The following is a 15,746-nucleotide window of genomic DNA, read 5'->3' on the forward strand; positions in this document are numbered from 1 at the left end:
TCGCCCAGCCTGTCCTCGATCACCCATTGTACGAAGCCCTCCCGCTGCACCGGCCAGGCGTCGAAGAGGCCGGTGGCGGCCTCGACCTGGGCGCGCAGGGCGTCGTCGGTGGCGGGCGTGATGGAATCGACCATGGTCGAGGCGAACACCGCCTGGGCCGCGATCCAGCTGGCCAGTTCGGTCTCGCCCTGGGCCTGCGCCAACTGCCGCACGGCCCGGGCCAGGCGGCCGCCATTGTCGGAGAGGTTGTCGCAGGGGATGGTGATGAAGGGGGCCAGGCCGGCGGCGCGACGGCGCTTCAACCCCTCGACCAGCCAGCCGGGGAAACTCCGGGGGATCGCCGGGCGGGCCAGGTCATGGGCGATGTCCGGGTGGGCGAGGTCGAGATCGCCCGCCGGGGTCAGGCAATAGCCCTTCTCGGTGACGGTGGAGGTGACGATCCGCATGTCGGGCGAGGTCAGGTGGGCGAAGACGGCCTGCGGCGCGCGCGGCGCGGTCAACACCTCGATCAGCGATCCGATCACCCGATATGTGGGAGCGGCCTCCCGCTCGGCCAGGACATAGAGGCCGTCCTGGGGGGCCAGGGCCTCGGCGAGGTCGGGGCTGCGCAGGGAGACGGCGGCGACGCCCCAGGCGGGGGACGTCTGCAGCATGTGGTCGAAATAGAAGGCCTGGTGGGCGCGGTGGAAGGCGCCGGGACCGAAATGGACGACGCCGATGCGGATGGCGGCGCGGTCATAGGCCGGGCGCAGGAGGGCGGGCGCGGCCTGGGCCAGGGTCGCGTCGGAGAGGCGAGGGGCGCTCACAGGGTCACGCCCCGCTTCCAGATGGCGATCTCGCGCTCGCCGTTCTCCTCGGCCCGGGTCAGGCGGCCCGAGGCGGTGGCGATCACCGTGGCCAACAGGGCCTCGGCAGCGAGGTCCAGGGGCTGGCCTGCGGCGATGGTTCCGGCGTCGAAGTCGATCCAGCGCGGCTTGCGCTGGGCCAGGCTGGAATTGGTGGCGATCTTCAGGGTGGGAGCGGGGAAGCCGAGCGGCGTGCCGCGTCCGGTGGTGAACAGGATCACCGTGGCGCCGGCCGCCGTCAGCGCCGTGGAGGAGACCGCGTCATTGCCAGGCGCCTCCAGCAGGATGATGCCGGGGCGGCGCGCCCGGTCGCCGTAGCGCAGCACCTCGGTCACCGCGCCACGGCCGGCCTTCTGCACTGCGCCCAGGGACTTTTCCTCCAGGGTGGTGACGCCGCCGGCGATATTGCCGGGGGAGGGGTTCTCGCTGATCGGCTCGCCGTGACTGAGGAAATAGCCCTTGAAGTCGTCGACCACCCTGACGACGCCGTCGAACACCGCGCGGTCGGCGGCGCGGGCCATCAACAGGCGCTCGGCGCCGAAGATCTCGGGGATCTCGGTCAGAATCGCCGTGCCGCCCGATCCGGTCACCTGGTCGGCGATGCGGCCTACGAGGGGATTGGCGGTCAGGCCGGAAAAGCCGTCCGAGCCACCGCACTTCAGGCCGATCACCAGGTCGGAGATCGGACAGGGCGTGCGGACGTCGCGTTCGGCGATCTCGACCAGGGCCTCGACGGCGGCCAGGCCCTCCTCGATCTCGTCCTCGGACAGCTGGGCGGAGAAGGCGCGCAGGCGCTCGGGGGCCACGCCCTCCAGGCTCTCCAGCAGCGGGCCGAGCTGGTTGCTCTCGCAACCCAGGCCGACGATCAGCACGCCGCCGGCGTTCGGATGGCCGGCGAGGCGGGCCAGCATGCCGCGCGTCGCAGACAGGTCGTCGCCCAGCTGGGAACAGCCGAAGGGGTGGGTCAGGGCCAGCACCCCGTCGACCCGGCCGGCGAAACGCCGATTGGCTTCGGCGGCGATGCGCTGGGCGGTGCGGGCCACGCAGCCGACCGTGCAGAGGATCCAGATCTCGTTGCGGGTGCCGACCCGCCCATCGGCGCGGCGATAGCCGTCGAAGGTCGCGTCCGATCCGGCCAGGGTCTCGGGCGCGGTCGGGGCGTAGGCGTAGGCCTCCAGCCCGGACAACGCCGTCGCCAGGTTATGGCTGTGCACATGGTCGCCGGCGGCGATGTCGGTCGTCGCCCGCCCGATCGGCCAGCCATATTTCAGCACCGAGGCGCCCTGGGCCACGGGGCGCACGGCCAGCTTGTGACCGGCCGCGATCTCCTGGCGCACCACGACACCGCCCGCCGAATCGCCGGGTGACAGGGTGACCAGGGCGGTGGCGACGTCGTCGCGGGGATCGATGTGTAAAATCAGGGCGTCTGAGCTCATGGCGTGGTTATGATACCGGTGTCATATGGTCCGCAAGGGTCAGCTTGGCGCAAGGTGGCCGCGCAGGCTATGTACGGCCCTTCGAATTGTAAGGACGGTGGGCCAGTGGCGTCACACGAACAGGGTCCGGAGCGGAAGCGCAGGGCGCGCGCCCAGGAGGGCGACAGCCGGCGCAAGCACACGATCAATGACGTGGCCCGCATGGCCGGCGTCTCCAAGAAGACCGTCAGCCGGGTCATCAACGCCTCGCCCTTCGTCAAGGAAGAGACCCGCAAGGCGGTGCTCGATATCATCCGCGAGACCGGCTACACGCCCGACCCCCAGGCGCGCGGCCTGGCCTTCCGGCGCTCGTTCCTGGTCGGGCTGATCTATGACAACCCCAATCCCCAGCACACGGTCAGCCACCAGCTGGGCATTCTCGACGCCCTGAAGGGCACGGGGTTCGAGCTGCTGGTGCGGCCGGTCGATCGGACCAGCCCGAAGCTCCTCGACGACGTGCGGGTCTTCGTGGAGCGCCAGAAGCTCTATGGCGTGGTGCTGCCCTCGCCGGTGTCCGAGAACGAGGACCTGGTGGCGCTGCTCAAGGAGCTGGGCTGCCGTTATGTGCGCATCGCCTCGGTGCCGATGGACGACGCCGCCTGCATGGTGGTCAGCCACGACGGCAAGGGCGCGGCCGACGCCGCCCGCCACCTGGCCGATCTCGGCCATACCCGCATCGCCCTGATCTCCGGCCCGCCGACCTTCCGCTCCTCGGTCGAGCGGCGGCGCGGGTTCGAGAGCGGCCTGGCCGAGCGCGGCCTGAGCCTTGATCCGGCGCTGGTGAAGCAGGGGGCCTATACCTACGAATCCGGCATCAACGCGGCGGGGGAACTGTTCGCTTTGGAGAACCGGCCGACGGCGATCTTCTGCCTGAACGACGAGATGGCGAGCGGCGCCTATCTGGCCGCCCGCGAGCATGGCCTGCGGATTCCGCAGGATGTTTCGATCGTCGGCTTCGACGACGCCCCGATCGCCGCGCGCCTGTGGCCGGCGCTCACCTCAGTGCGCCTGCCCCTGCGCGACATGGGCCGCATGGCCGGCGAGATGCTGGTCCCCGATCCCCTGCGCGAAGTCCAGGCCGACGCCCACGAGGTGCAGCCGCAGCTGATCGTGCGGGAGTCGACGGCGACGGCCGGGTAGGGCCTACTACAACAGTCATCCGTCGTGGCGCAGGCTCAAACGCCGTTGCTCCCGCGCATGACACCGGTTACCATTGTCCCAAGTCGAGCTCTCGTCTCGCGCCCGGAAACGCCCTCGAAGCCATGCCCAGACCGCTGATCCTCCACGACGACCGCCTGTTCCCCGCCGAACCCTCGGTCCGCGCCATCGCGCGCGCGCTCTACGGGCTGGTGAGGGACCTGCCGATCATCAGCCCGCACGGCCACACCGATCCGGAGTGGTTCGCGACCAATGACGCGTTCGGCAATGCGACCGAGCTGTTGCTGGCGCCTGACCACTACCTCTACCGGATGCTCTATTCGCAAGGCGTCGGGCTGGAGGCGCTGGGCGTGCCGTCCAAGGCCGGTCCGTCGAAGGCTGATCCGCGCGAGGCGTGGCGGCTGTTCGCCAGCCATCAACACCTGTTCCGGGGCACGCCTTCGGCCATGTGGCTGTCCCACGTCTTTGCCGAAGTGTTCGGCTTTGAGGCAGCGCTGGAGGCCTCGACAGCGGATCTCTATTTCGACGCCATCAACGACAAGCTGGCGACGGACGCCTTCCGGCCCCGCGCCCTGTTCGAGCGCTTCAACATCGAGGCGCTCGCCACCACCGAGAGCCCCTCGGACGATCTGGTGCATCACCGGGCGATCCGCGACAGCGGCTGGGGCGGGCAGGTGATCACCGCCTATCGTCCCGACCCGGTGATCGACGTCGAGCACGAGCAGTTCGGCGAGGCGATGACCCGGTTCGCCGCCTTGTCCGGCCAGGACGTCTATGACTGGAAGGGCTATCTCGCCGCGCACCGGGTCCGCCGCGCGGCCTTCGCCGAACTGGGCGCGACCTCCACCGACCACGGCCACCCGACGGCGGCCACGGCCGACCTGTCGCCCGTCGACGCCGAGGCCCTGTTCAAGGTGATCCTGAGCGGGGCGGCGACGAAGGCTGAGGCCGAGCTGTTCCGCGCCCAGATGCTGACTGAGATGGCGCGGATGAGCCTGGACGACGGGCTGGTGATGCAGATCCACCCGGGCTCGTTCCGCAACCACAACGCCCGCCTGTTCGCCAGCCACGGCCGCGACAAGGGCGCCGACATCCCGACCGGGACCGAATATGTCCGGGCGCTGAAGCCCCTGCTCGATCGGTTCGGCAATGAGCCGGCGCTGTCGGTGATTGTCTTCACCCTCGACGAGACCAGCTATTCCCGCGAGCTCGCCCCGCTGGCCGGCCACTATCCGATCCTGAAGCTGGGGCCCGCCTGGTGGTTCCACGACAGCCCGGAAGGCATGCGCCGGTTCCGCGAGCAGACCACCGAGACGGCGGGTTTCTACAACACCGTCGGCTTCAACGACGACACTCGCGCCTTCCTGTCGATCCCCGCCCGCCACGACGTGGCCCGGCGCGTCGATTGCGGCTTCCTGGCCCGGCTGGTCGCCGAGCACCGTATGGCCGAGGACGAGGCCTGCGAGCTCGCCGTGGACCTCGCCTACAATCTTCCCAAGCGCGCTTACAAGCTGGATCGGCCGTCCAAGAGGTCGGCGGCGTGAGGGCTGCGCGAATACCGCCCTTCTCCCCCTGCGGGAGAAGGTGGCCGGTCGGAGACCGGTCGGATGAGGGGTCGCGCACCGCTCTCAAGACAATCAACCATGTCATCTCAGCCCATCGCTTCGCGGCGGCGGGGATGATGGTGAAATCTGCGGATGGGGCTTTCGACCCCTCATCCGACCCCGCTCCGCGGGGCCACCTTCTCCCGCAAGGGGAGAAGGGTGCTGTAGCTCTATAAGGATATGATCATGTTCAAGAAAACCTATCACGCCACCCACCCGGACATGATGTGGGGCGCCGACAACGAGGACCTGCGCGACCGCTATCTGGTCCCGGACCTGTTCGTCGCCGGCGAGGTGGCCCTGAACTACAGCCACAATGAGCGCTTCATCATCGGCGGCGCCCAGCCGGCGGCCGCGCCTCTGCCCCTGCCGGTCCAGACCGAGCCGGAAAGCGCCAAGGGTCACTCCCTGCTGGAGCGTCGCGAACTGGGCGTCGTGAACGTCGGCGGCCCCGGCAAGATCACCGTGGACGGCCAGGCCTTCGACATGGCCCCGCGCGACGGCCTCTATGTGCCGATGGGTTCAAAGGACGTGGTGTTCGAGAGCGTCGACGCCGCCAACCCGGCCAAGTTCTACCTGGCCTCGACGCCGGCCCATAAGGTCTGCCCGATCAAGAAGATCGCCATCAGCGAGGCCAATCCGCTGGAGCGCGGCGAGGCGGCGACCTCCAATGAACGGACGATCTACCAGTACATCATCCCGGGCGTCTGCGAGTCCGCCCAGCTGTTGCTCGGCGTCACCTTCCTGAAGCCCGGCAGCGTGTGGAACACCATGCCGCCGCACCTGCATGACCGCCGTTCCGAGATCTATTTCTACTTCGACCTGCCCGGCGACAATAAGGTCTTCCACTTCATGGGCGAGCCGGACGGCATGCGGCACATCGTGATGTCGAACAATGAGGCGGTGATTTCGCCGCCCTGGTCGATCCACATGGGCGCGGGCACCTCGAACTACGGCTTCATCTGGGCGATGGGCGGGGAGAACCTCGACTACACCGACATGGCCGTCCTCGACATCTGCCAGCTGAAGTAGGCCGATGAAACTGTTCGATCTTTCCGGCAGGACCGCCGTCGTCACCGGGGCCAATACCGGCCTCGGCCAGGCCATAGCCGAGGCGCTCGCCGCGGCCGGAGCCGACATCGCCGCCGTCGGCCGCACCCCGCCCGTCGACACCCAGAAGGCGGTCGAGGCCCTGGGCCGGCGGTTCCTGCCGATCTCGGCGGACCTGTCGTCGATGGAGCCGATCGGGCGGGTGGTGGCTGAGACGGTCGCGGCGTTCGGCGGGATCGACATCCTGGTCAACAACGCCGGGATCATCCGCCGCAATGACGCGCTCGAGTTCACCGAGGACGACTGGGACGCGGTGATGGACGTCAATCTGAAGACCACCTTCTTCCTGACCCAGGCGGTGGGCCGTCAGATGGTCGCCCAGGGGCGGGGCGGGAAGATCATCAATGTCGCCTCGATGCTGTCCTATCAGGGCGGCATCCGGGTGGCCTCCTATACGGCCAGCAAGAGCGGGCTTGCTGGGGTCACCAAGCTCCTGGCCAACGAATGGGCGGCCAAGGGCATCAATGTGAACGCCATCGCCCCGGGCTATTTCGAGACCAACAACACTGAGGCCCTGCGCGCCGACGAGGGCCGCAGCCGGGACATTCTGGCGCGCATCCCGGCCGGGCGCTGGGGCTCCCCCGCCGACCTGGGCGGGGCGGCGGTGTTCCTGGCCTCGGCGGCGTCGGACTATGTCCACGGGACCCTGTTGCCGGTGGACGGAGGCTGGCTCGCCCGCTGAGCCTTGGCGGGCTGTCACCGGCGTGGCTGCGGCGCCTCGTTTTACGGGCCGAACCCAAATCGAGGTCCCCTGTCGCGCGAGCGGTCTAGCGGCGGGCTTAACCATCCGCCAAGGTGCTTCCTCGGATTGGGGGACGCATGGCTTCGGGGGGCAAGGACAAGCGGCGCACGCAGCCTGCGGCCCAGGCTGGCCGCAAGGGTCGCGTCACCCGCCGGCGGTTCAACGGCTGGGCCCTGGGCCTGGCGGTGGGGGCGCCGCTCGCCGTCGCCGCCCAGTCGCCGCAGAATCCGCCGCCGCCCGTCGATCCCTTCGTCCTGCGCCAGGCTGCGACCGATCCGCGGGTGCGGCGATTCTACGCCCGGCGCGGCTGGAGCGCCGCCTGGACCGAGGATCAGGCCTTCGCGCTCAACATGGCGCTCGACGGGGCGGTGCGGCACGGGCTCGACGCCGCCGCCTTCCAGGCGCCCAAGGCCGGATGGAGCGATCCGGCCAGCCGCGAGGCGGCCCTGACCCTGACGGCGCTGGCCTATGCCGAGGCCCTGTCGCGCGGCATCGTCGATCCCGCCAGCCTGCACCCGATCTACACCCTGGAGCGCAATACGGTCGACGTGGTCGGTGGGCTGGACCGCGCTCTGAGCCGTGGCGAGGTGGCGACCTGGCTGGAGGCGCTGGCGCCGCGCGATCCTGAATATCTGGCCCTGTCGGCCGCCTATCTGCGCTCCCGCGAGGAGATGGCCCTGCCGCCCAGCGCCCAGGTGGCCGCCGGTCCCGAGATCGGCCTGGGCGACTATGACGCCCGCGTGCCCCGGGTGGCGCAGAAGCTGATCGATCGGGGCTTCGTGACCGGCCCGGCGGGCCAGGAGGTCACCCTGACCGCCGCCCTGGTGGAAGGGCTGAAGCGGGTTCAGGCCTCCAGCACCCTGCCGGTCACCGGTCGGCTGGACGCTCTGACGATCGCGACCCTGAACGCCGACCCCACCGATCGCGGCCGCAAGCTGGTGCTGAACCTGGAACGCCGTCGCTGGCTGCGCCGCGAGGTCGCCGACACCCGGATCGACGTCAACACCTGCGGGGCGGTGTTCTCCTATTACGACCAGGGCGCAGTCGACTGGGCCGGGCGCGCCGTCTGCGGCAGCCCGGGACGGGCGACCCCGAACCTGGGCAGCACGTTTTCTGACCTGGTGGTCAATCCGCCCTGGAACGTGCCGCCCTCGATCGCAGCGCGCGAGATCCTGCCCAGGGGCCTGGCCTATCTGCGCCGCGCCAACATGTTCCTGAGCGGGGGCAGGGTGGTGCAGCGACCCGGACCGCACTCGGCTCTTGGCCAGGTCAAGTTCAACATGCAGAACCCCTATGCGATCTATCTGCATGACACGCCTGAGAAGTCGCTGTTCGCGACCTTCCAGCGGCACAAGAGCCATGGTTGCGTGCGGGTGGAGAACGCCGTCGATTTCGCCCGCCACCTCGCCCAGCGCTCCGGCGTGCAGCCGGAGTTCGACGCCGACCTCGCCTCCGGCGCCACCCGCAGGGTCGCGCTTGCGGCTCCGATCCCGGTGCGGTTGCTCTATCACAGCGTGGTCATCGACGACGGTGGCCAGCCGGTGTTCCTCGAGGATCCCTATGGCTGGGATTCCAAGCTGTCCCTGGCCCTGGGTCTTGGCGCCCTTCGCCGCCCCGTCCGGATGGACGCGCTGACGCCCGAGGAGGGCACGGCCCCCCTGGGGCCGTAAATCGGCATCCTTTGATCGCGATTTAAGCGAGCGGCGCCTCCCAGGGAGCGACCGATCTTGCGAACGTGTCGGAACCGTGTCACTTAGTTGTTGATACCGGTGTCAACGATCTCCGTTGAGCAATGACACCGGTGTCATAGGGGAAACGCGAGTGCGCGCCGCAACAGGCGCGTGCAGTCTGACGGCTTCACTCCGCAGGCAGGCTCGCAAGGGAGGGACAGATGGTCCGTATTCGGTCTACGAAAACTCGCGCGCTTTACGCTGGCGCATCTCTGGCGGTTCTGGGTCTCGCCATCGCCGTCCCGGCCTTCGCCGCGGACAAGCCGGCCGAGGTCGAGGAGATCGTCGTCACCGGCTTCCGCGGCAGCCTGCAGCAGGCCCTGGTCCTGAAGCGCGACTCCGCCGTCGCCGCCGACACCATCCTGGCCGAGGACATCGGCAAGTTCCCCGACCTCAACCTGTCGGAATCCATCCAGCGCATCTCCGGCGTGGCGATCGCCCGCGACGGCGGCGAAGGCCGTCAGATCTCGGTGCGCGGCCTCGGCCCGCAGTTCACCCGGGTCCGCATCAACGGCATGGAAGCCCTGACCACGACGGGCGGCACCGACTCGTCAGGCGGCACCAACCGCGGCCGCAGCTTCGACTTCAACATCTTCGCCTCGGACCTGTTCAACTCGATCACCGTGCAGAAGACCGCCTCGGCCGAGACCGAGGAGGGCTCGCTGGGCGCGACCGTCGATCTGAAGACCGCCCGGCCGCTGGACTATGGCAAGTTCACCTTCGTGGCCTCGGCCCAAGGCAGCCACAACGACCTGTCGGGCGAGACCAAGCCGCGCGCGGCGGCGATGATCGCCAACAGCTGGGCGGACGGCACGTTCGGAGCCCTGCTGTCGGTGGCCTACACCAAGCGCAGCCTGCTGGACGTCGGCACCTCGACCGTGCGCTGGGCGCCGGGCACCTCGTTCTCGCCGGGCTTCGACGCCCTGCCGAATGGCGCGGGCCTGCCGACCACGGTCAATCCGGCCGCTGCGGCCAACAACGCCGCCCTTCACCCGCGCTTCCCGCGCTTCGACAAGTACACCGAGGAACAGGAGCGCCTGGGCGCCACCCTGGACCTGCAGTGGAAGCCGAGCGACCAGACCGAACTCAGCTTCGACATGCTCTATGCCGACCTGAAGGGCACGCGCGAGGAGCAGTATCTTGAGGCCCCGTCGTTCTCGGTCGGCGGCGCCTGCACGGCGGCCAACGTCAATGCCGGCTGCGGCATCGCCGACACCAATGTGCTGAGCTCGACCATCAATGCGCAGAACGTGATGGTCGCCGGCACGTTCAACGACGTCGACCTGCGGGTCGAGGACCGCTTCGACCAACTGGAGACCAAGTTCACCCAGTACTCGTTGAACTTCACCCATGAGTTCAGCGACACCCTGCGGGTCCACGCCATCGCCGGCCATTCCAAGTCGGCCCACGACAACCCGATCCAGACGACGCTGACCTTCGACCAGTTCAATGTCGACGGCTACAGCTACGACTACACCCAGGGCCGCGTGCCGCTGATCACCTATGGCACCGCCAATCTGACCGACCCGGCGGCGTGGAAGCTGACCCAGGTCCGCCTGCGGCCGCAGACCGCCGACAACACCTATGACACGGTGCAGGGCGATGTTGAGTTCAACATGACGGACAACATCACCCTGAAGGGTGGGTTGAACTGGAAGAAGTACGACTTCATCACCACGGAGATGCGCCGTTCAAACGGCACCACGACCAACCAGGAAACCGTGATCCCGGCGGCGGTGACGGCGTAGCCGATCTCCAGCTATTCGCAGATCCTGCAGTTCAATTCCGATGGCCTCAGCATGCCGTCGGGCAACGCCACCGCCTGGCTGGTGCCCAGCCTGGCCACGGCCTCCAGCCTCCTGTCGCTCTACGACAAGACCGCCTTCGGCGGCGCCTGGAACCTGGGCAAGGAGCCGGCGCTCGGCAACAACCGCGGCGTCTCCGAGGAAGACAAGGGCTGGTACGTCGAGGGCGACTTCAAGACCGAAGTCCTGGGCATGCCGCTGCGCGGCAATGTCGGGGTCCGCTATGTGAAGACCGACCAGACCTCCAACGGCTACACCTTCCTGTCGGGCACGCCGGTCTCGGTGAGCGTCGACCGCAGCTATGACGACACCCTGCCGTCCCTGAACATGGTGCTGGAGCCGAAGGAGAACTTCCTGGTGCGCTTCGCGGCGGCCAAGACCATGTCGCGTCCGGACCTGGGCAGCCTGACGCCCGGCGCGACGGTCAGCGTCTCCGGGGCGACCCGCTCGGTGACGGCCGGCAACCCGAACCTCGATCCCTTCCGGGCCAAGGCCTATGACCTGTCCTTCGAGTGGTACTATCAGCCCGAAGCTCTGATCAGCGTGGCCTTCTTCAAGAAGGACGTGGCCAGCTTCGTCCAAACCCTGTCGACCAACACCGCCTTCACCGGCAACCCCTTCGGCATTCCCGACAGCGTGGCGGTGGCGGCCTGCGGGACCACCTCGGGCTGCAGCCCCTCGGCCAACTGGAACTTCTCGACCCCGGTCAACACCCCCGGCGGCAAGCTGACCGGCTACGAGATCAGCTTCCAGCAGCCCTTCAAGTTCCTGCCGGGGCCGCTGGCCAACACCGGCGTGCTGCTGAACTACACCCACGTGGACTCGTCGATCCAGTATCTGAACGCGGCCGGCGCCGTGGTCGCCACCAACGACCTGACCGGCCTGTCGCGGAAGTCCTACAATGCGACGCTCTACTACGAAGACACCAAGATCAGCGCCCGTGTCTCGGCCGCCTACCGCGCCGGCTATCTGACCCGGGTGCCTGGCCAGGAGACCGGCACGGCCTATGACGGCACCAACGAGACCCTGAACGTCGACGCGTCCTTCGCCTACACTCTCAACGACCATCTGAAGTTCACGGCCGAGGGCGTGAACCTGACCGACGAGTTCCAGGACCAGTTCAACGGCGCCCAGAACCTGGTCTCTTTCTACCACCATACCGGCCGCGAGTTCATCTTCGGGGTCCGCTACACCTATTGATCTCCCCACGGCCCCGCTCCTCAAGCGGGGCCAGACTTCAAGCGCGCGGGGACGACGGCGCACGACCGCCGCCGTCCCGGAGAGCACTGACCGACGCGCCGGCTCGTCCGGCGCGTCGATTTCTTTGAGGGCAGGGGCTAGTCTCCCTCGACGCCGTTCGCCGGAGGCCACGTGAACACCCGTATCGTCTGCTTTGGCGAAGTCCTGATCCGCCTGTCGGCGCCCGACACCCAGATGCTGCTGCAGAGCCATCGACTGGATGTCTGCTTCGGCGGCGCCGAGGCCAATGTGGCTGTGTCCCTGGCCCGCTTCGGCCACGCCGCCGCCATGGCCGGCATCCTGCCCGACAACGGGCTGGGCCGCGCCGCCCGCGATGAACTGCGCAAGCACGGGGTCGATGTCGGCCGCCTGGCCTTCGAGGCCGGCCGGATGGGCCTGTATTTCCTCACGCCCGGGGCCGGTCAGCGGCCGTCCCAGGTGCTCTATGACCGGGCCGACTCAGCCTTTTCCCGCGCCGCCGGCGGCATCGACTGGGATCAAGCCCTGGCGGGGGCGGAATGGCTGCACGTCTCCGGCGTCACCCCGGCGATCGGGCCCGCCACGGCCGAGGCGGCGTTGACCGCTGTCCGCGCCGCCAGCCGTCTGGGGGTCAAGGTCTCCATGGACGGCAACTACCGCGCCAGCCTCTGGGCCGCCTGGGACGGCGACGCCCCGGCGATCCTGGGCGAAATGCTGTCCCACGCCGAGCTGCTGTTCGGCGATCACCGCGACATCGGACTGATCCTGGGCCGACCCTATGAGGCCGGCGCCAATGCCGAGACCCTGCGCCGGCAGGCCGCCGACCAGGCCTTCCAGGTGTTTCCCAAGCTGCGCCGCCTGGCCTGCACCGACCGGGTGCAGCACAACGTCAATCACCACGACCTGACCGGGTTCCTGCTCGATCGCGCCAACACCTGGCGCTCGGCGCCGCGCAGCCTGAACCCGATCGTCGACCGCATCGGTGGTGGGGACGCTTTTGCGGCCGGGGTGCTGCACGGTCTGCTGAGTGGACTGGACGAGACCACCACCCTGGACTTCGCCGTGGCCGCCGCAGCCCTGAAGCACGCCACGCCCGGCGACTTCAACCTGGCTACGGTCGCTGAGGTCGAGGATCTGCGCACCGCCGAGAGCCTCGACGTCCGCCGCTGACGCGCGAGGCTCCAAGGGTGTAGAAGGCGCCGCCTATCAGGAGCCCGTCTTGGCCGAGTTGATCCGCATCGACGACCCGCAGGACCCGCGCATCGCGGGCTATATGCAGGTCCGTGAGCGCGACCTGGTGGGCCGCGAGGGCCATTTCATGGCCGAGGGCCAGGTGGTGGTCCGCATGCTGGTTCATAGCCGGCTGTGCCGTCCGGTGTCGCTGCTGCTGGCCGAGAAGCGCCTCGCGGCCATGGCCGAGCTGATCGACCTGCTGCCGCTCGCCGCCGAGGTGTTCGTCGCCTCCCAGGCGGTGATGGACCAGATCGTCGGCTTTCCCATCCACCGGGGCATATTGGCCCTGGGCCGGCGCGCCGAGTCCCCTTCTGCGGCGGAGCTGCTGGCGGGTCTGGGAGATGAGGCCCTGGTGCTGGTGCTGTGCGGTATCGGCAACCACGACAATATGGGCGGCCTGTTCCGCAACGCCGCCGCCTTCGGCGCCGACGCGGTGATCCTCGACGCCGATTGCTGCGACGCGCTCTATCGCAAGGCCATCCGGGTCTCGGTGGGCGCAAGCCTGATCACCCCCTTCGCCCAGTTGGAGCGGGACGAGGATCTGCTGGGCCTGCTGCGCGGCGCCAGGTTCGAGGCGCTGTCGCTAAGCCCCTCTGGAGCTGTGCGCCTGAGCGCGTTGAAGCGCCCGCCCAGGGTGGCGGTGTTGCTGGGATCGGAGGGGCCGGGGTTGTCACCGGACGTGCTGGCTCAGACTCGCACCGTCGCCATACCCATGGCGACCGGGTTCGACTCGCTCAATGTCGCGACGACAGCGGGGATCGTGCTGCACCACCTCGGCTTCGCAGCCGAGCGGGAGAGATAGAACGCCGGGGCCCGCGAGGGAGGGCGCCGGACGGCCAACCTCGGCGCCCCCGGGGGAAGGGGCGCCGAAAGGCTTAGCGGGACCGACGAACCGGCGCGTCGCCGGCGTCTTCGATCAGGGACCGTGTCAGGTTCAGTATGGCGGTGCGCAGGGCAGGCTGCTGAACGCCGGCGAAGGCTTCCAGAAGCTGCACGGCGCCGGGAACGGCCAGCTTTTCGAACAGGGAGGCGTCGCCCTGTTGCGGCTCCGCCGTCTCGCCCACCAGTTCGCCGACCGTGGTTTCCAGGCGTTGCGCGATCCGCACCAGCATGGAGGCCGACACGCGGTTGGCGCCGCGTTCATATTTTTGCACCTGCTGGAAGCTGACGCCCAGATGTTCGGCCAAGGCCGATTGGGAGATGCCCAGCCACTTACGACGCACGCGAATACGATGTCCCACTGCGACATCGATGGGGTCTGGCCCCGTGTCTTCCAAGCTCTCGGCCACCGAAATGTCCTTACCGAACGCGCCCAAGTGCGCGCTGCGCCGGCTTGTGGCACACGGCCAGATGGAATCGCTAGTGCTTTGTTAGAAAAGAGACATCAGGACGCGGCGCAGCGTTAATTTGCACTCAAACCGGTGATATCAGGCGTCCATTTCTCGCCCATCAAGGATGCCTTGGATCTGGTCGAGCACGGCGATCGCGATCTCCTCGCCGTCGGTCTCCGAGATTTCAGCGGCGCGGCGGACGATCGCGGCCAGGGCGAAGAGGTCCCTCTGGCTCAGATGGGCGACCATCCGCAGCAGGTCGGCGGTCTGGTCGTCGAGCGCATTGGCGGCGACGGGCCGTTGGCGCAGACGGGGCGCGAAGGCGATGATCTTGCTGGTCATGGCAGGTTCGCGGCGGCGAACCGCTCGGCCTCTTCGTGAAACAGGTCGCGCAGGGTGATCAACCGCCCTTGGGGGGCCAGGGTGAGGAACGGGGCGGTCAGGGCGCGCTGGGCGCTGGGCGAGTCCGCTCCGGCCATGCCGACGGCGTCGATCACCACCTCGCTGTCGAGATCGCGGTCGGCGGCGGCGAAGGCGGTGGCCAGCACGGTGTCCTGGAGACTGAATCCCACCAGGGCCAGGGGCCCGCCGGTCGCGTGGGCGGCCTGGGTGAAGGCGGGGCTGGAAAAGGCCGACGGCCCCTTGCGCAGGAACACCGGCTCGTTCGGGCGCGGCTCGATCCCGGGCAGGGGGCGGACGTCGGCCCCCGGCGGCCGGGCATGGACATGCAGCACGGGCCAGCGCCTGCGTCGGGCCTCTTCCAGGGCCCTTTGGCAGGCGGCGATGACGCTGGCCGAGGCGAGGCCCGCGCTCCGGTAGCGTTGAAGGTCGAGACAGACGAGGGCCGCCCGGGGCTGAGAACTCACCGGCATAACTCTCCGAGGTTGGTGGCGGGGCGGACGGCGGACTTGTCCAGCACGCCGGGTTCATCCCAGGCCCCTTCCGGGCGCAGGAGGATCATAGGGTCACTGTCCAGGGTGATGGCGTCGGCCGGGGGCGTAGCCTCGACGAGCATCTCCACATAGTCGTGGTCGGAGAAGGCGAAGCCGTCACGCCGCTCACGGACCTGGGCGTTGAAATACTGTTCCCAGAAGGGGATCAGTCGCACCTGTCCGTAGCCGAGCAGCTTGCGGTAGTTCTTCTTCTCGGCCAGCCGCTTGGCCGCCAGGATCAGCAGCAGAGTGGCGCGGCCGCGGCGATATTCCCGACGCACGGCCACCCGCTCGAACTTGGCGAAGTCGGCGAACCAACGGATGCGCAGGGTCCCGATCGGCTCGCCGTTGCGGCGCAGCAGCAGATGGGTCGTCCCGGCGAAATCGTTGCCGTCGAACTCCTCCTCATAGGGACAGGCCTGCTCGCCCATATAGACGAGCGTGCGCACCGAGACCGCCTGGAGGATCTCCGGCAGGGTCCGGCAGACAATCACCTCCAGAACGGCGTCGTCGACCTTCGTCTGGGGCCGGGCGTCGAGGGGCATGCGGACATTGGCGTTCAT

At 68.6% G+C, this 15,746-nt stretch carries 12 protein-coding genes and 2 pseudogenes; 8 read left to right on the forward strand and 6 right to left on the reverse strand.

The window, feature by feature from the left end:
• Positions 1-806 (reverse strand): annotated as a pseudogene (locus tag Q7P21_RS01885) (mannitol dehydrogenase family protein); the annotation flags it as partial.
• Positions 803-2,281: a UxaA family hydrolase gene (locus tag Q7P21_RS01890; protein ID WP_304175469.1), complete on the reverse strand. Its 1,479-nt coding sequence runs from the start codon at positions 2,279-2,281 to the stop codon at positions 803-805. The gene Q7P21_RS01890 and the pseudogene Q7P21_RS01885, both read right to left, overlap by 4 nt.
• A gap of 105 nt (positions 2,282-2,386) precedes the next feature.
• Here Q7P21_RS01890 and Q7P21_RS01895 point away from each other — a divergent pair, with 105 nt between their 5' ends.
• The 8 genes and pseudogenes from Q7P21_RS01895 (at position 2,387) to Q7P21_RS01930 (ending at position 13,722) form a co-directional block, all read left to right on the forward strand.
• Complete coding sequence (locus Q7P21_RS01895) at positions 2,387-3,460, forward strand: LacI family DNA-binding transcriptional regulator (protein ID WP_304175471.1); 1,074 nt, start codon at positions 2,387-2,389, stop codon at positions 3,458-3,460.
• Between the two features lie 122 nt (positions 3,461-3,582).
• Positions 3,583-5,022 carry a glucuronate isomerase gene (gene uxaC / locus Q7P21_RS01900; protein ID WP_304175473.1) on the forward strand — a complete coding sequence of 480 codons (1,440 nt, stop codon included), beginning with the start codon at positions 3,583-3,585 and terminating at the stop codon, positions 5,020-5,022.
• A gap of 246 nt (positions 5,023-5,268) precedes the next feature.
• Positions 5,269-6,114, forward strand: a complete 846-nt coding sequence (gene kduI / locus Q7P21_RS01905; RefSeq protein WP_304168802.1) for a 5-dehydro-4-deoxy-D-glucuronate isomerase — start codon at positions 5,269-5,271, stop codon at positions 6,112-6,114.
• A 4-nt stretch (positions 6,115-6,118) separates the two neighbouring features.
• The gene (gene kduD, locus Q7P21_RS01910) at positions 6,119-6,874 is read left to right on the forward strand and encodes a 2-dehydro-3-deoxy-D-gluconate 5-dehydrogenase KduD (RefSeq protein WP_304175475.1); all 756 of its coding nucleotides are present in this window, start codon (positions 6,119-6,121) and stop codon (positions 6,872-6,874) included.
• Positions 6,875-7,011: 137 nt separating this feature from the next.
• Complete coding sequence (locus tag Q7P21_RS01915) at positions 7,012-8,604, forward strand: L,D-transpeptidase family protein (RefSeq protein ID WP_304168799.1); 1,593 nt, start codon at positions 7,012-7,014, stop codon at positions 8,602-8,604.
• Between the two features lie 221 nt (positions 8,605-8,825).
• Positions 8,826-11,669: pseudogene (locus Q7P21_RS01920) on the forward strand (TonB-dependent receptor).
• 171 nt (positions 11,670-11,840) lie between these two features.
• Positions 11,841-12,857, forward strand: a complete 1,017-nt coding sequence (locus Q7P21_RS01925) for a sugar kinase (RefSeq protein ID WP_304175477.1) — start codon at positions 11,841-11,843, stop codon at positions 12,855-12,857.
• 49 nt (positions 12,858-12,906) lie between these two features.
• Positions 12,907-13,722: an RNA methyltransferase gene (locus Q7P21_RS01930; RefSeq protein WP_304175478.1), complete on the forward strand. Its 816-nt coding sequence runs from the start codon at positions 12,907-12,909 to the stop codon at positions 13,720-13,722.
• A 73-nt stretch (positions 13,723-13,795) separates the two neighbouring features.
• Here Q7P21_RS01930 and Q7P21_RS01935 read toward each other — a convergent pair whose 3' ends face one another.
• From Q7P21_RS01935 to Q7P21_RS01950, 4 genes are all read right to left on the reverse strand, one after another.
• Positions 13,796-14,209 carry a helix-turn-helix domain-containing protein gene (locus Q7P21_RS01935; protein ID WP_304175480.1) on the reverse strand — a complete coding sequence of 138 codons (414 nt, stop codon included), beginning with the start codon at positions 14,207-14,209 and terminating at the stop codon, positions 13,796-13,798.
• 138 nt (positions 14,210-14,347) lie between these two features.
• Positions 14,348-14,593 (reverse strand): hypothetical protein, encoded by a 246-nt coding sequence (locus Q7P21_RS01940; RefSeq protein WP_304168788.1) that lies wholly within the window; start codon positions 14,591-14,593, stop codon positions 14,348-14,350.
• Positions 14,590-15,117 (reverse strand): isochorismatase family protein, encoded by a 528-nt coding sequence (locus Q7P21_RS01945; RefSeq protein WP_304175482.1) that lies wholly within the window; start codon positions 15,115-15,117, stop codon positions 14,590-14,592. Before Q7P21_RS01945 ends, Q7P21_RS01940 begins: the two co-directional genes overlap by 4 nt.
• A complete protein-coding gene (locus Q7P21_RS01950) occupies positions 15,114-15,746 on the reverse strand; it encodes a GNAT family N-acetyltransferase (protein ID WP_304168783.1) in 633 nt (210 codons plus the stop codon). Before Q7P21_RS01950 ends, Q7P21_RS01945 begins: the two co-directional genes overlap by 4 nt.

Origin of the sequence: Phenylobacterium aquaticum (genome assembly GCF_947378715.1) — a bacterium.
In the GTDB taxonomy this organism is placed as follows: Bacteria; Pseudomonadota; Alphaproteobacteria; order Caulobacterales; family Caulobacteraceae; genus Phenylobacterium; species Phenylobacterium aquaticum_A.

What these genes read in the sequence shown, in the direction of transcription:
- Q7P21_RS01890 (WP_304175469.1), bottom strand. Translation starts at nt 2,281, where the DNA reads ATGAGCTCAGACGCCCTGATTTTACACATCGATCCCCGCGACGACGTC.
- uxaC (WP_304175473.1), top strand. Translation starts at nt 3,583, where the DNA reads ATGCCCAGACCGCTGATCCTCCACGACGACCGCCTGTTCCCCGCCGAA.
- kduI (WP_304168802.1), top strand. Translation starts at nt 5,269, where the DNA reads ATGTTCAAGAAAACCTATCACGCCACCCACCCGGACATGATGTGGGGC.
- kduD (WP_304175475.1), top strand. Translation starts at nt 6,119, where the DNA reads ATGAAACTGTTCGATCTTTCCGGCAGGACCGCCGTCGTCACCGGGGCC.
- Q7P21_RS01915 (WP_304168799.1), top strand. Translation starts at nt 7,012, where the DNA reads ATGGCTTCGGGGGGCAAGGACAAGCGGCGCACGCAGCCTGCGGCCCAG.
- Q7P21_RS01940 (WP_304168788.1), bottom strand. Translation starts at nt 14,593, where the DNA reads ATGACCAGCAAGATCATCGCCTTCGCGCCCCGTCTGCGCCAACGGCCC.
- Q7P21_RS01950 (WP_304168783.1), bottom strand. Translation starts at nt 15,746, where the DNA reads ATGAACGCCAATGTCCGCATGCCCCTCGACGCCCGGCCCCAGACGAAG.